Origin of the sequence: Atopobium minutum 10063974 (assembly GCF_000364325.1) — a bacterium.
Taxonomy (GTDB): Bacteria; Actinomycetota; Coriobacteriia; order Coriobacteriales; family Atopobiaceae; genus Atopobium; species Atopobium minutum.
In genome coordinates this window covers 40,511-57,503 of record NZ_KB822534.1, presented here as the reverse complement: position 1 = coordinate 57,503, position 16,993 = coordinate 40,511, and the positions used below count along the sequence as shown (strand labels likewise).

Sequence of the window (16,993 nt, the reverse complement as noted above, 5' to 3'; positions counted from 1 at the left end):
CCAGCGCGCTTTTATCGAGAAGTTCTTATCGAGAAGCCCTTGTCATAAGTGAGCGGATCGCAAAGATAATCGCAAGCAGTGCCACGGAAAGTAGCACAATGGTGCCGCCTGGCTTTAGGCCAAGATAGAAAGAGATGGTAAGTCCCACAAGGGTGGAAATAACTCCCACGCTGCAGGCAACAAGACAGGTGGTCTTCCAGCTTTTTGCGAGCTGAAGCGCACAAGCAACGGGGACCACCATCATGGAAGAAACCATGAGCGAACCAACCGTGCGTGAAGCTACGGCAACTATCAGAGCTGTGATGGCTATAAAACTGGCGTTCATGAGCGGCACATTAACACCGCAGATACGCGCTTGCGTCTCATCATAGGCAAGCAAAAAGAGCGAGCGTCGTGCACTAAAACAAAACAGGACTGCCACTGCTGTAACAGCTATCACAAACAGGGTTTCCTCGTTAGAAACGGTAAGAATACTGCCAAACAAAAACGCACTAAAATTGGCAGCGTTTGGCACAAAACCAGAGAGTACACCCGCTAAACCAATGCCTGCCGCAAGGACTACGGCCACAGCAAGTTCAGACTGCTCTTTAAAGCGCTTGCGAATGGCCTCTATACAAAAGGCTCCGGCTAAACAGGCAGCAGCGGCACCAAAGACCGGATTGATACCGGCGATAAGCCCTGCCGCTACGCCTGCAAGGGATGTGTGGGACAGAGCGTCGCCTACCATAGAAAGTCTGCGCAGCACAACCGTAACGCCAATAAGGGGCAGAGTAATACCAAGCAGCAAACCAATGATAAGACTGCGCTGCATGAAGGCATAAGCTAACATTTATCCCTCCTGCTTAGGAGACATGCCAAAAGAGGGGTACAAACAACCGCCTTCGAGCGACAACTGCTGACCACCTGCCAGGTCAATTGCTTCTTTATCGTGCGTTACTAGTAGCACCGAGAGTGTACGCTGCTGCTTAAGGCTGCCGATAAGTTCAAAGAAATCGCAGGTGCTTGCCTGGTCAATGCCGGTAGTGGGTTCATCGAGAATCAGCAGGTCAGGCTTAGAGACAAGCGATGCTGCAAGGCGTACTCGCTGCAGTTGCCCTCCGGAAAGGCTGCCAATAACGTGCTGCGCAAAGTCCTGCATGCCCACCTGCTCCAAGGTCTCAAGCGCACGAGCACGACGAGCCTTCTTGTTATGAGTTCCAGTACTGCTGGTCTGTGGGGTTTTTGGCATCCGTATTGGTACGCTTGTCTGCATACTTGCTTGCACAAGTTCCAAAGCGGTGGCCGGAAAACGAAGCACGCTGGTAGGCGGCAGCTGTTGAACGTAGCCAATGCGATCCCAGTTTGTAAAGCGTGTGGCAGTGATGCCAAAAAGTTTTGCGTGGCCTGAATTGGGGATGAGCTCACCAAGAGCAGTTTTTATAAGGGTGGATTTACCCGCGCCATTGGCGCCAAGCAAAACTAACGTATCTCCCCAGCCAAGCTCGAGAGATACGTTAGATAGTATTTGTTTTTTGCCCAAACGTACGCTTACCTCGGCAAGCGATAAGGGCAACGCGGCACGCTCATTATCCGCGCCGCGTGTTTTATCTATCACGAAAGTGCACCTACCAGTTTCTTTAGATTAGAACGCATGACGGAAAAGTAGTCTTCTCCAGCAGCGATCTCGTCATCGCTCAGGCCCTCCAAGGGGTTAAGCTCTTCCATCTTTGCACCGGTTTCCTCGGCAATTGCCTTAGCTACTTTAGGGCTGACCAGCTCTTCACTAAAGATGGTGCTCACCTTGTTGTTCTTAACATATTCTGCAATTTCTGCCATACGCTTTGCATCGGGCTCAGCCTCGGCATCAATGTCGCCAATGGAGTACTGGGTAAGGCCATACTCATTGCAGAGGTATCCAAAAGCCGCGTGGGAAACAACAACGGTTTTCTGTAAAACGCCTGCTAGCTGGTCTGAGAATTCGCTATCCAGTTTGTCGCACTCAGCTTCCCACTTGCTAAAGTTGGAGGTGTAGCTCTCTTTATTATCAGGATCCAGCTCAACCAAGGCATTCATAATGTTCTTCATCTCTGCTTTGGCATTTTTTGGATCGAGCCATACGTGAGGATCGTATGCACCATGCTCATGCTCGTCATGATCATCGTGCTTATCCTCGTGTTCGTGTTCGGGGTCCGTTTTGTCTGCCTCTAATAACGTAATGCCCTCGGATGCAGCAATTGCCTTTGGCGCGGTGTCCCCCAGGCTCTTGAGTGTGTCATCCACCCAGTGCTCCATGCCAGCTCCGTTGTAAATCAGCAGCTTAGCATTGGTAAACTGAATCATATCAGAGGTTGAAGGCTCCCAGTCATGTGGTTCGGTACCAGTGGGAACAAGCGTCTTGACCTCGATTTTATCGCCACCAATTTTTTGGGCAAAGTCCGCTATGGGATAAAAGCTTGCAAGTACCTGTAGCTTAGAGTCCTTGGCAGCTCCGTTGGTGCCTGCAGGTTTATTACAGCCCGAAAGTCCTAGCAGGGTAGGGGCAACCACACATGCGGTAGCTCCACTCAGGCGTAAAAAGTCTGCGCGCGTCATGTTCTTGTGCATGATCCTTCTCCAAAACCTAGTGGTGAGCTTGGCGAGAAAGGCAATCGGGGCAGGTACCATACAAAACGGTTTTATACGCGTCTATCTCAAAGCCATGATGGGCCTTAATGTGGGAGGTAAAGTCATCCACCATATGGCAATCCAAAGGAAATGCCCTACCACATTCCAAACACACCAGCTGAGCAGCGTTTTGCTCGGGGGCTAATCGATAGAGTGCTTCGCCCTTGGGAGAGATGGCCTTGAGCAGCTCCTGCTTGGCAACAAGGTGCTCCAAATTGCGATAGACCGTGGTCCGCCCAATTTCACTACCAGTCGCGCGCAGGGCTTCATATACACCGTCTACGGTTAAATAGCGTTGCGTGTTATCCCCGAGGCAGGCGAGAATATCTTCTCGCTGACGAGTTTTGTATGAACCGCGCTGTGACATAGCAGAACCTTTCTCGTTTCCAATATGAAATTGGAAACTAAATTCATACTAGGGTAATGAGAGAAGAAGTCAATACGTATTTAATACTCTCACATTACTGTAGAACGTGCTGTAGAACTTTGCAGGTAGTTTATACCAAAATTCTGAAGAAGCGGTGTGTTGCTAGGGGTATGCTGCTAGGGGCATACTCAAAGCTGTAGAGGTACTATGAAGCGGGAACGGAAGCGTGTGCATGAGCGCGTCGCGTGCCACCTGGCAGGTGTTGTGCGGGCCGCGTGCTGGGTCTGCGACTGCACGGCGCGCTGGAGCTGGGGATGTAGGAGAAAGAATCTATGACCGATAAAGACAAGGTGTATCAGCTGCTGTTTGCACAGGCAACAACAGGTACGCTAGCTCGTGGTCAGAACTTGTTTCGTGCAGGAGATCCCTGCGATGCCCTGTGGCTGGTTGACTCAGGGCGCTTGCGCTTAGTTTTTGTGCTGCCCGATGGCCGCGAGTGCGTACGCGACGTGGTGAGTGCTGGGGAAAGTATTGGTATGGCATTGCTGGTAGATAAGGCAGCATATCCTTATACTGCGCAAGCGCTGGATGAGGTGCAGTATAGACGGGTTTCTTGGCAGCAGGTGCTAGACCTGATGGAGCATACGCCTTCTGTAGCATTGGCGATTTTGCAGGTAATGAGTGTAAAGTTGCGTCAGGCAAACGAGCAAAATGCTATGCTTGCTCAAAAGAATCCGCTGGTAAGATTGGCAGCATTTTTGCTGGAGCGCTCGGCGCGCTTGCAATCGGGGGCTATTGAGCTTACGGTGGATGACTTAGGAGCTGCGTGTGGCATGCGTCGCGAGACGGCAAGTCGCAAGGTCGGGGAGCTGCGTGACCTGGGGCTGGTTGAGCGTGTAGGCCAAAGCGGGATTAGAATCGTAGATAAGGCGGGTCTGCAAAGGCTGGCTGGACGAGTAGAGGGGTAGCAGATGCCTGACAAGCGCAACGATGTAATTAGCTGGGACGAGTTCTTTATGAGAGTTGCCATGGCGGCCGCTATGCGTTCCAAGGATCCGCGCACACAGGTGGGCGCATGTATTGCCGACGCACATCACCGCATTTTGTCTGTGGGTTACAACGGTACGCCTTCTGCGATTTCTGACGATGAATTCCCCTGGGGTGATTCCAGCGACCCTCTGGACGATAAGCACAGCTATGTTATCCACGCAGAGGCAAATGCTATCTTGAACTATCGCGGCAACCTCAAAGATATGCAGGGGGCCACGGTGTACGTAACACTGTTCCCCTGTCATGAGTGTGCCAAGATGCTGGCTCAGGCAGGCATTGGCGAGGTTGTGTACCTATCCGATAAGTACAATGGCACAACCGATAACTTAATCGCTCGTCGCGTTTTGGAAAACTGTGGCATTGGCTTTAGACAGGTGTTTGTCGCTGACTAAATGTGTGTTACAGCAGCAGCGCACGCTGCGTAGCAGTGCGTGCAACAAGTCATAGGAGTTGTCAGTAGCTAGAGGTTTTAAACTCGCTTACTCAGCACTGTCCAAAAACGTACCCGTCTGGCGATTCCACAGCGTGGAGTATTCACCGCCAGCCTCAATAAGCTGAGCATGGGTGCCATCTTCAACAATTTTGCCATCGGCTAGCACGACTATGCGGTCCAAAGAGGCAACTGTAGACAAGCGGTGGGCGACTACGATAGCAGTGCGGCCTTTCATGAGGTTTTCAAGCGCGCCCTGTACCAAGGCTTCACTTTCAGAGTCTAGGGCAGAGGTTGCCTCATCCAGTACAAGGATGGGGGCATCGGTCAAAATGGCGCGGGCAATAGCAATGCGCTGGCGTTGGCCGCCGGATAGTTTAACGCCTCGCTCACCCACCATAGTCTCTAAACCTGCAGGAAGACGATCAATAAATTCTAAGGCGTTTGCCTGGGCTGCAGCCTCACGGATTTGCTCGGTAGTTGCTTGGGGACGACCATAGGCAATGTTGTCCTTAATGGAACGATGGAACAGCAGTGCCTCCTGGGGAACATACGCTACCTGCCTGCGCAAACTTTGTTGGGTGGCATGGCTGATCGCCTGTCCGTCAATATAGATGTGTCCGTCTTGAACATCAGACAAGCGCAAAAGTAGCTTGGTAAGTGTGGTCTTGCCAGAGCCCGAGCGCCCCACCAAACCTATGCGCTGACCAGCGGGGATGTGTAAGTTTAGATCTTCAAAGACCGTATCGCCTTTGGCAGCATCCAAGTACGCAAAGCCGAGGTGATCAAAATCAATGGCGCCTTTGGTAACGACAAGAGGTTGAGCATGGGGGTCATCTTCTACCAGACGGGGTTCGTCCAAAATCTTGGTCATCTCGGCAGCATCACCAATAGCACGGTTGATGCGCTGCATCATGGAGTTGATGTAGTTAAAGCGCATGGACAGCTGGTAGGTATAGGTAAAAATCATAACCAAAGTACCAGCAGAAATACCAAACCAGGCATTGCCTCCTGCTACAAAAATAGACGTTACGAGCATGATAAGCGTAATAAGCCCGCTTGTGGTAAAGCCACGCTGCATCATGGCGTGCATGGAGCGATTGGCGGCAGCCATGGCATGTGTATTGGCATCGCTAAAGAGTTGTTTTTCAAAGTCTTCTCGTCCACAGGTTTTAACGGCCAAAATGTTGGTTACCGCGTCAGAAAGCACGCCAGAAAGTTGATTTTGTGCGGAGGATGTCTCCACGGAAAGCGGAACAATGCGCTGGTACATGCGTGTGGCAACAACCACATACAGCGCAAGCATAAGCGTAAGCACCACTACAAATAAGGGCACCACCGGCGCTAGCATAACAATGGTACAGACAACTGAGGCAAGGGTAGGTATGAGTGAATATACCACCACGTCTACCAAGGAAGAATATCCTCCCATAAAGCGTGTGGTTTGTGACACCAATGAGCCGCCAAAACGACTGGAATGGAAGGTCATGGACTGATTGGAAAGCGTATCAAAGCATAGACGGGATAGCTGGTAGTCTCCGTTAATTTCCAGCTTGTATACGGAGTAATCCTGCAGCTTAGAACAGATCTGCCCAATGGCATTAACGGCAAGGAGGGCCAGAATATAGCTACCAAATACCTGCCATATTTGGTCGGCGGAAACAGGCGATGCTTGAACACGATCAACAATAAGACTCATGATCCAGGTGTTGATATAGGTAAGAAGCACAACATAAGCAATGGAGGTAAAGACGGCTAAAAAGGTAGCGCCAGGTTTTAGTTTAGTTACGTGCCAAAAACGCCAGAGCGTGCGGCGTACAACGGCCTTATCGAGTTGTGTGGTGGTGCGTTGAGGCATACAAGTCCTTCCTTTGCCTTATCCTTTGCCTTTATGGCGTCCGCGTTGAGCTGTATGGGTTTAGGCTTCGATGCGTAAGAAGTTTTGGTCGATAGTAATGTTGCAAACGGCTTGTGGATAGCGCTTGCTAACGGTGCGAGTAATTGCCTGTTTGAGCTCATCGTCGGTCATGGGCAAATTGGTGGGGCGCACGCAGTCAAAGATAATAGTGGTATGCGTTGGTCCGGGGATACAGCGCACATCATGAATGGTAAGCCGTGGGTCAATAGCACGGACGCGCCTTGCAATCCAATTGCGCATGTCATCAAGATGAGGGTCATTAGTTACGATGGGGTCGTAGTGTAAGATGCAGACAATGCCCTCTTCTTGGAAGTGCCGCTCAATGTTGTCTATGACGTCATGGCTTTTGAGCGGATCTATTTCTGCCGCCATCTCTACGTGCGCGCTTATAAATATCCGTCCAGGGCCATAGTTGTGTACCATAAGATCATGAGTTCCTAAAATGCCCTCATAGCTCATGATGGTATTTTGAATGTGCTTTACGAGTTTGGGATCCGGTGCGGAACCTAAAAGTGGATCAATCGTATCTTTGATCAGGCCAAATCCGCTGTAAATAATGTATATTGCAACAGCCAGACCAGCCCAACCGTCAAAATTAAAGCCAATGAGGGTGGGCAGGAAATTTGCCATCAAAACGGCCGAGGTCGTGATAACGTCATTTCGCGCATCAACAGAGGCAGCCATAAGGGCACTGGAATCAATTTGTTTGCCAATGGACTCATTGAACGAGAACATATAAAACTTCACTAAAATAGATGCCACAAGCACCAGAGCAGCAGGGGTCCCAAAGCTAACGGGAGCAGGACTTACGATTTTTTCAAAAGAGGTTTTGAGAAGTTCTACCCCGATGACCATAACGATAACAGCAACTATTAAACCGCTGAGGTATTCATAACGACCATGCCCATAGGGGTGCTCGGTATCTGCTGGTTTGGCAGCAAGTTTAAACCCAAACCAGGCAATGATATTACCGCCTGCATCGGACAGGTTGTTAACAGCATCTGCAAAGATAGAAACCGAACCGCCCAGTAAACCAACCAGAGCTTTAAACACAAACAACAGCAGGTTAAACCCAATGCCTGCAAGCGCAGCAGCAGCGCCCCAGGCGCGTCGATCCTGGGGATTACTAAGATCGTTTGCCTCGGGAGCCAGATGGCTCATGATCCATTGTTCCAAGCTGTAATCCATTTCAACTTTGTGCTCTTAGATGCGTTACAAAGATATTTACCCAGTTGAGCTTTGACTATCGTGCGAATTGGAGTTCTGAGAGAAAAAATGTCTGAGCACACCGTTAGACTTAATCCATACAAAGGGATTGGTAGTTTTCAGCGTACATGCGTGCGTTGAGGTTTGATTGTTGTGGAGCATGGATGTCTAACGAGCAAAATTCTTTGTCGCTTGAGGTACCCCGTATTGATATAACAACGCTTAATGCAGCTCAGCGCACGGCGGTAGCGTGCACCTCTGGCCCGCTTTTGGTACTTGCTGGAGCTGGTTCGGGCAAGACGCGCGTGCTTACGTATCGCATCGCTCATATGATTGCGGATAAAGGGGTGCGTCCTTGGCAGATCTTGGCCATTACCTTTACCAATAAGGCAGCAGCGGAGATGCGTGAGCGTCTGAATGCTTTGCTGCCCGGTGGTACGCGTGGTATGTGGGTGTGCACCTTTCACGCTATGTGCGTACGCATGCTTCGTGAGGACGCAGACCGGCTTGGGTTTCAACCAAACTTTACCATCTACGATGATGATGACTCAAAACGCCTGGTAAAGGCTATTATGAATGACTTTGATATTGAGCCCAAGTCATTCCCCCTCAATGCCATCCGTTCTCAAATCTCCAGCGCCAAAAATGCCCTGATCACGCCCGATCAGATGAGCGATGAGGCACAAAGTCCCCTGGCATGCAAAAGTGCACAGGTGTATCGAGAACTGCAGCGTCGTTTGATGCGCTCAAATGCTATGGACTTTGACGATCTTCTCGTGAACGCCTATGAACTGCTATCCAAGCATCCCGATGTGTTGGCAAAGTATCAGCACCGCTTTGTACAGATCTCGGTAGATGAGTATCAGGATACCAACCATGTGCAGTATAAAATTACAAATTTGCTGGCGGCGCTCACGCGTAATCTCATGGTTGTTGGTGACGATGACCAGTCCATTTATTCGTGGCGTGGTGCCGATATTCAAAATATTTTGGACTTTGAGAAGGACTATCCTGATGCCAAGGTGGTAAAGCTGGAAGAGAACTATCGCTCTTTTGGCCATATTTTAGCGGCTGCCAATGCAGTGGTTGCTCATAACTCACGCCGTAAGTCCAAACGCCTTTTTACCTCGCGTGGCGATGGCGATAAGGTGCGGGTTTATCAAGCGGCGGATGAGCGTGATGAAGGTCGTTGGATTGGCTCTGAGATTGATGTGGTCCACGATAAGGGCACCAGCTACGATGATATTGCCGTGTTTTATCGTACCAATGCTCAGTCTCGTATTTTGGAAGATATGCTGCTTCGTGCGGGTGTTCCTTACAAGATTGTGGGTGGAACGCGCTTCTTTGATCGTCAGGAAATCCGTGACGTTATGGCCTATCTCAAGTTGGTGGTTAATCCCGATGATGACGTAGCGGCGCGTCGCGTTGTTAACACACCTCGTCGTGGCATTGGCACCACGTCTATCAACAAAATTGCAGAGTATGCAGCCTCCCATGGCATTTCCTTTTTTAGCGCTGCACAAGCCTGTGTGGCCGAAGCGGGCCTGTTATCAACTAAGGTACGCAATGCCCTGGCAGAGTTTACTAACAGCATTGAAGCAAGCCGCCACCTTTCTGGCGATTTAGCCGATGTCGTAGAGGCTATTGTCGAGAAAAGCGGCATCATTCGTTCCTATGAGACTGAGAATACCATGGAGTCTCGTGGCCGTATTGAAAACATACAGGAATTCTTTGGTGTAGCAGCGGAATTTGATGAGGATCATGAAGATGCAGCTGAGACGCTTGAGTCACTCTCGCAGCTTAAAGAGGCTGGCGCTCTTGATGCAAGCGATGCAGCGCTTGCAACAGAAGGCCTTGATGCTGATGCCTCTGCTGTTTTGTCAGATGGCTTTGCAGGCTCATCAGAGAGCTCTTCTGTTGCGCTCACGGCTGCTTCTGTGCGCCCTGCTGTTGAAGCAGAAAAGCTTCCTGCTCTTATCGAGTGGCTTGCTCTGCGCAGTGATTTGGATTCTCTTGCGGGATCTACCAGTGCCGTTACGATGATGACCATTCACTCGGCTAAAGGCTTGGAGTTTCCTGTTGTGTTTGTTGCCGGTATGGAGGATGGCATATTTCCTCACACCGCTTATGAAGCAGATCCTGCTTCGTTGGAAGAAGAGCGCCGCTTGGCATACGTTGCCATTACCCGTGCCGAACAGCGCCTGTACCTTACCTATGCGGTGACGCGTCGTACCTATGGGTCCACTCAAGCTAATCCACGGAGCCGTTTTCTTAATGAGATTCCAGAAGAGCATATTACCAATGTGGGCGTAGGTTCATCGGGCTTTACAGGAGTGGGTTGGGAAAAGCGCGGCGATCGTCGGGGAACCTATGGCTCTGGACAGGGATCCGATATGTATGGCGGGCGTGTTTTTGGCTCCGCAACGCGTTCATCCAACTTAAGTGCGCGCAAAACTACTGATACTGGTTCGAGCTTTGCCGAGTTTACTGCCCGCGCTGCTCCGCAAAACCAAAGGACAGACGCGCAAACCTTTGCTATAGGAGATGCTGTTTCACACAAGACCTTTGGCCCTGGTGTGGTGACCGCGGTGGATAACGACATCATTGAAGTTTCCTTTAGTCGCACAGGGAAAAAGAAAAAGCTTATGAAGGGCTTTGCACCGCTTGTTAAGGTGGAGGGATAGCCATGAAGTTGGGAATTATTTGCGCTATGGACGTGGAGGCGGTGCTGCTTAAAGAGCACATGCACGATACCACCGCTACCACCTATGCGCACATGGACTATATTGCAGGCACACTTGAAGGCTGCCCGGTTGTGGTGGTACGTTGCGGCATTGGTAAAAGCAACGCTGCTGTGTGTGTACAAAATTTAATCAATCACTTTGGCGTAACGCATATCATCAATTCGGGAGCCGCAGGTTCGCTGGACAATCGCATTGATATTTTGGATATCGTGGTTTCAACCGACGCGGTTCATCATGATGTTGACGCAAGCATTTTTGGCTACGCTGTTGGTGAAGTTCCTGGTTTAGGCATACGAGAATTCCCCGCAGATGAAGATTTGCGCCGTGTGGTGCGCCAGGCCATAGCCCAGGCTCACGAGAAGTATGCGGTGTTTGAGGGACGCATTGCTTCGGGGGATCAGTTCATTGCAGATAATGCCACCAAGAAACGCATTCATGACACATTCCAGGCATTTTGCTGCGAGATGGAAGGTGCTTCTATAGCTCAGGCTTGCTGGCTTAATGATCTGCCCTTTGTTATCATTCGTGCCATTTCTGATAAGGCAGACGGCTCAAAGCAGCTTGAGTATCCCGTCTTTGAAAAGATTGCAGCACATCAAAGCGCTAAAGTTGTCATGTTAGTTGCCGCTCAGCTTGCAACACGTGCGTAATCGTACGGCCTGCACTGTGCAGTGGCTTAGCTTGCAGGACGTGTAGGCACTACGCGCACAGACTCAAAATAGCCACTACGCCAAAATATCTGGCTGTACACATATGCCCACCAAGTCAGGGCCTGTATGAACCAACAGCTCAGGCGTGGCAGAAGAAAAAACAAGACGTGTTACGTTACTCAGGCGTTTTTTAACCTCGGATTCAAAGTAGGAAGCAATTTCTGCAGAATTAGAAACGCAAATTCCTACAGCAACCCGCGGGAAATTCTTGGCATGGTTTTCTGCAAGCTTAAGCTCTTCCTCAAGAGCTTTCTCAAAGCCGCGCGCCTTCTTAACAGGAGCATACATACCTTCCGGGTCACAGGTGATAACAGGCTTGATGTTAAGGATGGTGCCCAAACGATAGGTTGCTTCAGAAATGCGCCCGCCCTTACGTAAATAGGAGAGGGTTTTGGTGCAAAACCATAGACGGGTATCGTTTACCAGCTGCTTGCACTTGGCCATGATCTCATTAAGCTCAAGGCCCTTCTCGGCAAGAAGCGCTGCAGCCTGGACAACCAAACCAGCACCTAATCCAATATTTTTAGTATCAAGTACGTGTACAGCAAAATCGCTTATTTCGGAAGAAATGAGCTGTACGGTATGGTTGGTGGAAGACAGCCCGCTTGAAATGGTTATAAAGATTGCTTGGGTATATCCGTCATCTTTGGCCTTGCGCAGTGCTGCCAAAATACTGTGAGGGCTGGGCAACGATGTTTTAGGGACCTCAGTATCCAGCCGCGCAATCACATCTGCAGACGTGATGTTAATTGTGGATTCAAATGAACTGCCGTCGGAATAGGTAATGGTAAGCGGCACAATCCGTACGTCATGCTCGCGCGCAAAGGCTGCGCCCGTATCAGTACCGGAATCGGTAAGAATTGCAATTCGCTGGCTGTTCATCAAAGTCCTTTCCAGCACAGGTCAGAGGGTATCGCTTGTAAATATACCGCTCTTAGGTTACCCATTCTTGTGAAGTATTTCTACTTCACAGCAATGGTATTGTGCAACCACTTAGTTGAGCGGGTATATTTTTTATAACATTTTTATACTCAAAACATAAGGGAGTGTGTATGGCCAATCGTTCTGGCAAGCCCAGTACGCATGAACTGCCAAAGCGTTCGACCATTATTAGAGAGCCTGCTGTGGTAAGAAGACATGCACGCAGCTCTCAAATAAGTAAAGTTACGTCGGACAACACCATTGCTGCAGCAACTATGGTTTTTGCGGCATTGCTTGCTGTTATGGTAGCTAATTCATTTTTGTATGAGCCGCTTCACCACATTTTTATGACGCCCATTGGCATCAAGCTGGGCCGATTTATGCTCACCATGACCATCGAGGCCTTTGTAAATGACTTTTTGATGGCTATATTTTTCTTGCTCGTGGGCATTGAACTTAAATATGAGGTAACCGTTGGGCAGTTACGTCGTCCGCGTCAAGCAATCCTTCCCATGTTGGCTGCTGTTGGTGGTGTAGTTGTTCCAGCGTTGATCTTTATTGCATGTAATTGGGGTGGACAGCAGCATGGCTGGGCTATCCCCATTGCCACTGATATTGCCTTTGCTCTGGGTGTTATGTCGCTTTTGGGCGATAAAATCGCTGCGGAAACCAAGGTGTTTTTCCAAACACTTGCCATTGCGGATGATATTTTGGCCATTGTGGTTATTGCGCTGTTTTATGGGCACAGCCCGTCCATCTTTTGGATGGCGGCATCGGGTGTAGCCATTCTCATGCTCTGGGGCCTTAACCGAGCACGCATCTACACTGCCAAGCCATACCTTATTGTGGGTGTGCTCTTGTGGATCTGCATGTATAAGTCTGGCATTCACGCTACGCTTGCAGGTGTAATCTTGGCGTTTTTCCTGCCCGCTAAGTCTGATATTCGTCTGAGCGCTCTGCGCGACTGGCTTAATGGTCAGGCGCGTAAACTGGATGATGTGTACGATGATCAATCTCACGTGTTGGGTCAGCATGGCTTTACTAAAAATGCCGAGAAGGTAGAGCAGGTATTGCATCACGTTACACCGCCACTGGTACGTGTGGAACGAGAAATTTTTGTACCCGTAAACTTTATTATTCTGCCGCTGTTTGCCTTTGTGAATGCACAGGTTCGCCTGGTTGGAGCAGATTTTGGCGCTCTTGTTGGAGATCCCATTGCGCTCGGCGCCTTCTTTGGTGCTGTGTTAGGCAAGCCTGTTGGCATCATTTTTGTTACCTGGATTTTGGTCAAGCTCGGTTTTTCCAAGCTGCCCAAAAACGTAAGCTGGGATCAGATCATTGCGGTAGGTATGATGGGTGGCATGGGCTTTACCATGTCCATTCTCATTGCCGGCATGGCTTTTTCTGATGCAGACAAGATTTTGGCAGCAAAATGTGCCATCTTACTGGGCAGTGTTGTTGCCGGTGTAGCTGGTATTGTGTTTGTACGTGCTCATGATGCGCTTGCCCATAAGGCGTTTACCAAGACAGCTGAGGACTAACTGACGGTTCCGTATACATAACCCCAGCCATGAGCAGTAATGATAGAGTTGAGCTGGTCACATAAACGTGCGCGAGAATAGCTTCCTGTGGGCACGAGCTCAACCACCTCCATCAGGTCGCTCGGCAGGTCGTTTATCTCGGCACGAACAACCATATCCACATGGGAAACCACTGCAGTTGTTGCATAGAGTTCGTCAACCAAACGCTGCAGTTCGCCAAAGTCTGATGCTTGCGTATTCATGCAACTCCTTACATCGCTCATATGAATATAAGCATGGTACCCAATACTGTCCGATAATTGTGGGATAGTAAGAAGGCACAACACATCGGCGTTTGGAGCAATCGTGTCAAATTATTATCAGTCACTCACGAATGACCAACTTGACCTTGAGCTTTCGCAGCTGGATCAGCAAATTTCTCAGATCCGTAGCAAACAGCTTGCGTTGGATATGGCACGCGGTAAGCCTCATCCTGATCAAGTGAAATTGTCATACCCCATGCTGGATATGCTTGCTTCCTCCACAGATTTTATCGACAAGGGCGTTGATGCTGCAAATTATGGCTGCCCAGAGGGATTGCCGTCGGCACGACAGCTGGCAGCAGAGCTCTTGGGCGTTAACCCTAACAATGTATTGGTGGTAGATTCTGCCAGCTTAAGCATTATGTATGACGTTATAGACAATGCATTTGTCCATGGTATTAGTGGCTGCAAGCCTTGGTGTAAGCAAGAGGGCGTCAAGTTTTTATGTCCAAGCCCCGGCTATGATCGTCACTTTGCCCTCACCGCTTCCTTTGGTATTCAAAATGTGCCCATAGAGATGGGTGCAGATGGGCCAAACATGGATGAGGTGTGCCGCTTAGTACAAACAGATGCACGTGTTAAGGGTATTTGGTGTGTGCCCAAATATGCCAATCCAACAGGAATTACCTATTCTGATGAGGTAGTACGTCGTTTTGCATCGCTTAAGCCAGCGGCTCCAGATTTTAGAATCTATTGGGATAATGCCTACTGCGTTCATGATATAGAAGAGCCATCGGACAAGCTTCTTAACATCTTTGAGGCACTGCAAGAAGTTGGTGCCACAAATCTTGTTTATGAGTTTGCCTCTACTTCAAAGATTACTATTCCTGGTGCCGGCATGTCTTGGGTTGCTGCTTCGAATGATGATATTGCACAGCTTACTCAAGCGTTTTCCTTCCATCGGGTGTGTCCCAATAAGATGGTTCAGTTAGCTCATGCGCGCTTTTTACAGGATGCTCAACAGGTGGCCAAGCACATGAAAAAGCATGCTGCGCTCATTAAGCCTCGGTTTGATCTGGTGGTTTCTAAGCTTGAGGCAGGCTTAGGCAGCTTGGGGATTGCGCGTTGGACTCATCCCAAAGGTGGCTACTTTATTAGTTTTGATGGTCCAGCAGGGTCTGCTCAGGCTATTGTTGCGCTTGCGGAAAAGTTGGGTGTAAAGCTCACAAGTGCCGGCGCTACCTGGCCTTATGGCAAGGATCCGCATGACACTAACATCCGCCTTGCCCCCACGTTTCCCTCTTTGGAGGAGCTGGATCAGGCGCTTGATGTTTTTATCGTCTGTGTTAAATACGTTGTTGCTCATTTGGAAAAACAGAGCCGTCAGGTATAGCAGCTAAAGACTTCGCTACAATAAAAAGCTATTACTGTAGCTGAAGTGCTATGAAGGTAGCGGAAGCAATTTGATTCCACGAAGGGTTGGTTATGGCAAAAAAGAAGCAAAAAACAGCACGTGAGCGTTTCACGGTTGTTGTCGTTGCAATTCTTGCGGTTCTGATGGTGTTATCAGTTTTGTTGCCCTCACTGTCGTCCATCTTCATGGCGCGTTCGCAAAATGCCGCATCTTCTGCCCAGGCTTCAGGAGGATCAAATACCTCAACAACGGTTATTAAGTCTATGGCTGAGGTGGATGAAAAGTATAGCAAGTTGGTAGAGCAGTACAAAACCACGCTTGCTTCTGATGCCAATAACCAGGCTGCTCTGCTCAACCTAGGAAATGGTTATATGTCTTGGGCGAGTGTGGCTACAGCCTTTGCTACGGATGATGCCAACAAAGCACATGTAACGGATTTATATAAGCAGTCTATGGATGCGTACGATAAGTACCTGGCGCTTAATGATTCTATTGATGTGCGTGTACGTCGTACGATGGCCCAGTATTACTCCGGAGATACGGATGCGGCACTTGCAGCTATGGAGGAGTATACCACAGGTGCTGGTAAGGAGTATGGTCCTGCATGGGCATATCTAGGTTTGATGTATCAGACTGCTGGTAATACTGATAAGGCAAAGGAAGCGTATAACTCTGCAATTTCTTTTGATGAGAACAATACGTATGGAGCAAAAACTTTTGCCCAAAAGCAGCTCTCTCTTTTGGAAAATGCATCTTCTAGCACATCTTCTAATGCATCTACGGATAATTCAAATGCTACAAATCAAAGCTTGCAGGGCCTTTTAAATGGCTCTTCTCAGTAAGCAAGTTTGGAAGGACATGTTATGGACCTCTTGGTTACAACACAAACTACTGCAGCAGGCATCACCATTACGGTAACGGGTGAGGTGGATGTATCTTGTGCAGATACCCTGCGCAACGCACTTGTAGCTGCCTTGGAAACAAAAGCTGCTCATATCACTGTTGATCTTTCTGCAGTAACGTATATTGACTCTACGGGTATTGGTGTGTTGGTTGGTGCGGCTCATAAGGCTGCCGAGCAATCTGCCACGCTTACCGTTACGCATCCTCAAAAGAATGTTGCGCGCGTACTTTCTTTGCTTGGTGTAGACTCCGAACTTAACGTAGTGCTGGACTAGGAGGAATCCGGTGTTTGGTATTGGAGAGACAGAGCTTGCGTTAATTTTGCTCTTTGGCTTCTTGATGTTTGGTCCCGATAAGCTTCCCGGGATGGGCAGGACTATTGGTCGTGCTCTGCGTCAATTTAGAACGGCACAGGACGGCGTAACCAAGGTTGTCCAATCTGAGATCATTGATCCCATCAGCAAAAGTGCAGATGCAGATATGAGCTCTTCCATTGAGGATGAGTTGGATGCGGATATTGATACCAGCAAGAAGGAGACCTTCGCTCAAAAGAAAGCTCGTCTTGCTGCGGAAGCAGCTGCCACAAAATCTGACCTGTCGGCAGCGTCCGATGTACCACAAGAGGATGGCGCAACTGCAGCTGCTGCCACTACCGATGTTGAGCCAGAATCCACTCCCAACGCAGGGGCTACTGCTACTGCAGTATCTACGGCCGACGCAACACCCGCTTCCAGTACAGAGTCACAGTCCGCGGAGCAAGCAGCTGATAAACCGGAGATTTCTACCAGCGCTGCTTCTTTGTACGGTCTTACTACCACTGCGGCTTCTGCCGTAGTTGCTGCTAAGAAGGATGCAAGCGATTCTATAAAGGAGGAGGGGGAATAAGTAGGCATTAGCCTTCATT

The 16,993-nt window shown here is 49.4% G+C and carries 17 protein-coding genes; 9 read left to right on the top strand and 8 right to left on the bottom strand.

Translation table 11 applies throughout. From position 1 onward, the window contains the following. Positions 1-25: 25 nt before the first annotated feature. From HMPREF1091_RS06990 to HMPREF1091_RS06975, 4 genes are read right to left on the bottom strand one after another with little or no spacing between them, the layout of a single operon-like run. Complete coding sequence (locus HMPREF1091_RS06990) at positions 26-829, bottom strand: metal ABC transporter permease (RefSeq protein WP_002564106.1); 804 nt, start codon at positions 827-829, stop codon at positions 26-28. Then, a complete protein-coding gene (locus tag HMPREF1091_RS06985) occupies positions 830-1,594 on the bottom strand; it encodes a metal ABC transporter ATP-binding protein (protein WP_002564105.1) in 765 nt (254 codons plus the stop codon). It lies immediately after the preceding gene. Beyond that, positions 1,591-2,583 (bottom strand): metal ABC transporter substrate-binding protein, encoded by a 993-nt coding sequence (locus tag HMPREF1091_RS06980; RefSeq protein WP_002564104.1) that lies wholly within the window; start codon positions 2,581-2,583, stop codon positions 1,591-1,593. Before HMPREF1091_RS06980 ends, HMPREF1091_RS06985 begins: the two co-directional genes overlap by 4 nt. Positions 2,584-2,599: 16 nt before the next feature. Further along, complete coding sequence (locus HMPREF1091_RS06975; protein ID WP_002564103.1) at positions 2,600-3,010, bottom strand: Fur family transcriptional regulator; 411 nt, start codon at positions 3,008-3,010, stop codon at positions 2,600-2,602. Positions 3,011-3,342: 332 nt separating this feature from the next. On the opposite strand from HMPREF1091_RS06975, the gene HMPREF1091_RS06970 reads away from it, so the two are divergent. Together HMPREF1091_RS06970 and HMPREF1091_RS06965 are read left to right on the top strand one after the other, a co-directional pair. After that, positions 3,343-3,978, top strand: a complete 636-nt coding sequence (locus tag HMPREF1091_RS06970; RefSeq protein WP_002564102.1) for a Crp/Fnr family transcriptional regulator — start codon at positions 3,343-3,345, stop codon at positions 3,976-3,978. A 3-nt stretch (positions 3,979-3,981) separates the two neighbouring features. Further along, positions 3,982-4,452 carry a deoxycytidylate deaminase gene (locus HMPREF1091_RS06965; RefSeq protein WP_002564101.1) on the top strand — a complete coding sequence of 157 codons (471 nt, stop codon included), beginning with the start codon at positions 3,982-3,984 and terminating at the stop codon, positions 4,450-4,452. 87 nt (positions 4,453-4,539) lie between these two features. Here the strand turns inward: HMPREF1091_RS06965 and HMPREF1091_RS06960 are convergent, their stop codons facing one another. Together HMPREF1091_RS06960 and HMPREF1091_RS06955 are read right to left on the bottom strand one after the other, a co-directional pair. After that, entirely contained in the window at positions 4,540-6,348 is a 1,809-nt protein-coding gene (locus HMPREF1091_RS06960; protein WP_002564100.1) for an ABC transporter ATP-binding protein, read from the bottom strand. A 60-nt stretch (positions 6,349-6,408) separates the two neighbouring features. Further along, on the bottom strand, positions 6,409-7,584 hold the full coding sequence (locus tag HMPREF1091_RS06955) for a cation diffusion facilitator family transporter (RefSeq protein ID WP_040324395.1): 1,176 nt from the start codon (positions 7,582-7,584) through the stop codon (positions 6,409-6,411). 194 nt (positions 7,585-7,778) lie between these two features. Between HMPREF1091_RS06955 and HMPREF1091_RS06950 the strand changes: the two genes are divergently transcribed. Both HMPREF1091_RS06950 and HMPREF1091_RS06945 read left to right on the top strand, forming a co-directional pair. After that, on the top strand, positions 7,779-10,298 hold the full coding sequence (locus tag HMPREF1091_RS06950; RefSeq protein WP_002564098.1) for an ATP-dependent helicase: 2,520 nt from the start codon (positions 7,779-7,781) through the stop codon (positions 10,296-10,298). Positions 10,299-10,300: 2 nt separating this feature from the next. Next, positions 10,301-11,008, top strand: a complete 708-nt coding sequence (locus HMPREF1091_RS06945) for a 5'-methylthioadenosine/adenosylhomocysteine nucleosidase (protein WP_002564097.1) — start codon at positions 10,301-10,303, stop codon at positions 11,006-11,008. 75 nt (positions 11,009-11,083) lie between these two features. Here the strand turns inward: HMPREF1091_RS06945 and HMPREF1091_RS06940 are convergent, their stop codons facing one another. Continuing rightward, on the bottom strand, positions 11,084-11,950 hold the full coding sequence (locus tag HMPREF1091_RS06940; RefSeq protein WP_002564096.1) for a DegV family protein: 867 nt from the start codon (positions 11,948-11,950) through the stop codon (positions 11,084-11,086). Positions 11,951-12,120: 170 nt separating this feature from the next. Between HMPREF1091_RS06940 and nhaA the strand changes: the two genes are divergently transcribed. Continuing rightward, complete coding sequence (nhaA, locus tag HMPREF1091_RS06935; RefSeq protein WP_002564095.1) at positions 12,121-13,530, top strand: Na+/H+ antiporter NhaA; 1,410 nt, start codon at positions 12,121-12,123, stop codon at positions 13,528-13,530. Here nhaA and HMPREF1091_RS06930 read toward each other — a convergent pair. Then, on the bottom strand, positions 13,527-13,772 hold the full coding sequence (locus HMPREF1091_RS06930; RefSeq protein WP_002564094.1) for a hypothetical protein: 246 nt from the start codon (positions 13,770-13,772) through the stop codon (positions 13,527-13,529). The genes nhaA and HMPREF1091_RS06930 overlap by 4 nt on opposite strands. Before the next feature lie 103 nt (positions 13,773-13,875). Here HMPREF1091_RS06930 and HMPREF1091_RS06925 point away from each other — a divergent pair, with 103 nt between their 5' ends. The 4 genes from HMPREF1091_RS06925 to HMPREF1091_RS08140 all read left to right on the top strand — a co-directional run bounded on the left by HMPREF1091_RS06925 (position 13,876) and on the right by HMPREF1091_RS08140 (position 16,974). Then, positions 13,876-15,165, top strand: a complete 1,290-nt coding sequence (locus HMPREF1091_RS06925; RefSeq protein ID WP_002564093.1) for an aminotransferase class I/II-fold pyridoxal phosphate-dependent enzyme — start codon at positions 13,876-13,878, stop codon at positions 15,163-15,165. 92 nt (positions 15,166-15,257) lie between these two features. Continuing rightward, positions 15,258-16,028 (top strand): tetratricopeptide repeat protein, encoded by a 771-nt coding sequence (locus HMPREF1091_RS06920; protein WP_002564092.1) that lies wholly within the window; start codon positions 15,258-15,260, stop codon positions 16,026-16,028. A gap of 21 nt (positions 16,029-16,049) precedes the next feature. Further along, a complete protein-coding gene (locus HMPREF1091_RS06915; protein ID WP_002564091.1) occupies positions 16,050-16,364 on the top strand; it encodes an STAS domain-containing protein in 315 nt (104 codons plus the stop codon). Between the two features lie 10 nt (positions 16,365-16,374). Beyond that, positions 16,375-16,974, top strand: a complete 600-nt coding sequence (locus tag HMPREF1091_RS08140) for a Sec-independent protein translocase subunit TatA/TatB (protein WP_002564090.1) — start codon at positions 16,375-16,377, stop codon at positions 16,972-16,974. Positions 16,975-16,993: the final 19 nt, after the last annotated feature.

Excerpts from the sequence above, each read along its gene's own strand:
- HMPREF1091_RS06990 (WP_002564106.1), bottom strand. The coding sequence starts at position 829 with ATGTTAGCTTATGCCTTCATGCAGCGCAGTCTTATCATTGGTTTGCTG.
- HMPREF1091_RS06980 (WP_002564104.1), bottom strand. The coding sequence starts at position 2,583 with ATGCACAAGAACATGACGCGCGCAGACTTTTTACGCCTGAGTGGAGCT.
- HMPREF1091_RS06975 (WP_002564103.1), bottom strand. The coding sequence starts at position 3,010 with ATGTCACAGCGCGGTTCATACAAAACTCGTCAGCGAGAAGATATTCTC.
- HMPREF1091_RS06970 (WP_002564102.1), top strand. The coding sequence starts at position 3,343 with ATGACCGATAAAGACAAGGTGTATCAGCTGCTGTTTGCACAGGCAACA.
- HMPREF1091_RS06965 (WP_002564101.1), top strand. The coding sequence starts at position 3,982 with ATGCCTGACAAGCGCAACGATGTAATTAGCTGGGACGAGTTCTTTATG.
- HMPREF1091_RS06960 (WP_002564100.1), bottom strand. The coding sequence starts at position 6,348 with ATGCCTCAACGCACCACCACACAACTCGATAAGGCCGTTGTACGCCGC.
- HMPREF1091_RS06950 (WP_002564098.1), top strand. The coding sequence starts at position 7,779 with ATGTCTAACGAGCAAAATTCTTTGTCGCTTGAGGTACCCCGTATTGAT.
- HMPREF1091_RS06945 (WP_002564097.1), top strand. The coding sequence starts at position 10,301 with ATGAAGTTGGGAATTATTTGCGCTATGGACGTGGAGGCGGTGCTGCTT.
- HMPREF1091_RS06940 (WP_002564096.1), bottom strand. The coding sequence starts at position 11,950 with ATGAACAGCCAGCGAATTGCAATTCTTACCGATTCCGGTACTGATACG.
- nhaA (WP_002564095.1), top strand. The coding sequence starts at position 12,121 with ATGGCCAATCGTTCTGGCAAGCCCAGTACGCATGAACTGCCAAAGCGT.
- HMPREF1091_RS06930 (WP_002564094.1), bottom strand. The coding sequence starts at position 13,772 with ATGAATACGCAAGCATCAGACTTTGGCGAACTGCAGCGTTTGGTTGAC.
- HMPREF1091_RS06920 (WP_002564092.1), top strand. The coding sequence starts at position 15,258 with ATGGCAAAAAAGAAGCAAAAAACAGCACGTGAGCGTTTCACGGTTGTT.
- HMPREF1091_RS06915 (WP_002564091.1), top strand. The coding sequence starts at position 16,050 with ATGGACCTCTTGGTTACAACACAAACTACTGCAGCAGGCATCACCATT.